The following is a 726-nucleotide window of genomic DNA, read 5'->3' as shown; positions in this document are numbered from 1 at the left end:
ACAACACCAACTTTGTTAAATGTTAAGCGGCTAATAATAGCTCACTGCTATCGGCCACGGTGTCAATGACTGGCATATCAACAATAACGTCAAACTGACTGGCAAGCGCCAAATCTTTGAGTGGTGTATTTATATCTACACCTTGGGATTCGAGGATTTTTAGTATGGAAGCGTTATTACCCCTCAGCAGGCCATAGACACCAAGATCCATATCACTTGGATAGCTATTATCTCTATACATTGCATAAAGGGTCTCTAAAATAGAGATATCAATATCATCTGAGATATCTAATCCGCTGAATTTCAGTTGCACTTGCTGGAGTTGAAGGTGATGAAACTGAGGATCCTCCAAGTTAATATCAGGAATAGGAATTAAATTCGCACCAAATTGCAGACTTTCGTTTTCACCGGGGATTATAGGAGACACTTCGGATAACTTCACTCCGTGAGCTTCCTTAACCGCCGCCGCATGCACTCCCTTAGACTCTATCACTATTGCGGCTTTACTTTGAGGGGAGCTACTTTGAATCGCGAATTTGACACCAACGGTGGGCGGATTTGGGCCAGCCGAGTAAATACCATATCCTCTTTCACTCGACTCCAAAGCTATATCACCAAAATCATTGGCCCACCAGTAGGTATAAGAAGAAATAGTTTCATTTTTAAATTCTTCATGGTACTTAATAGTCACAGTCATATTAAAATCCTTTTAATTAAAAATATAAC

Annotated in this window: 1 protein-coding gene; it reads right to left on the bottom strand. The window is 40.4% G+C overall.

The features are described 5' to 3' along the window. Positions 1-22: 22 nt before the first annotated feature. Positions 23-697, bottom strand: a complete 675-nt coding sequence (locus tag V1952_RS22275; protein WP_420075601.1) for a heme acquisition protein HasA — start codon at positions 695-697, stop codon at positions 23-25. Positions 698-726: the final 29 nt, after the last annotated feature.

It is taken from the genome of Yersinia sp. 2542 StPb PI, assembly GCF_048593855.1.
GTDB lineage: Bacteria > Pseudomonadota > Gammaproteobacteria > Enterobacterales > Enterobacteriaceae > Yersinia > Yersinia enterocolitica_E.
Note: the sequence above shows the minus strand (reverse complement) of the source record. Positions and strands in the feature narration are given on the sequence as shown.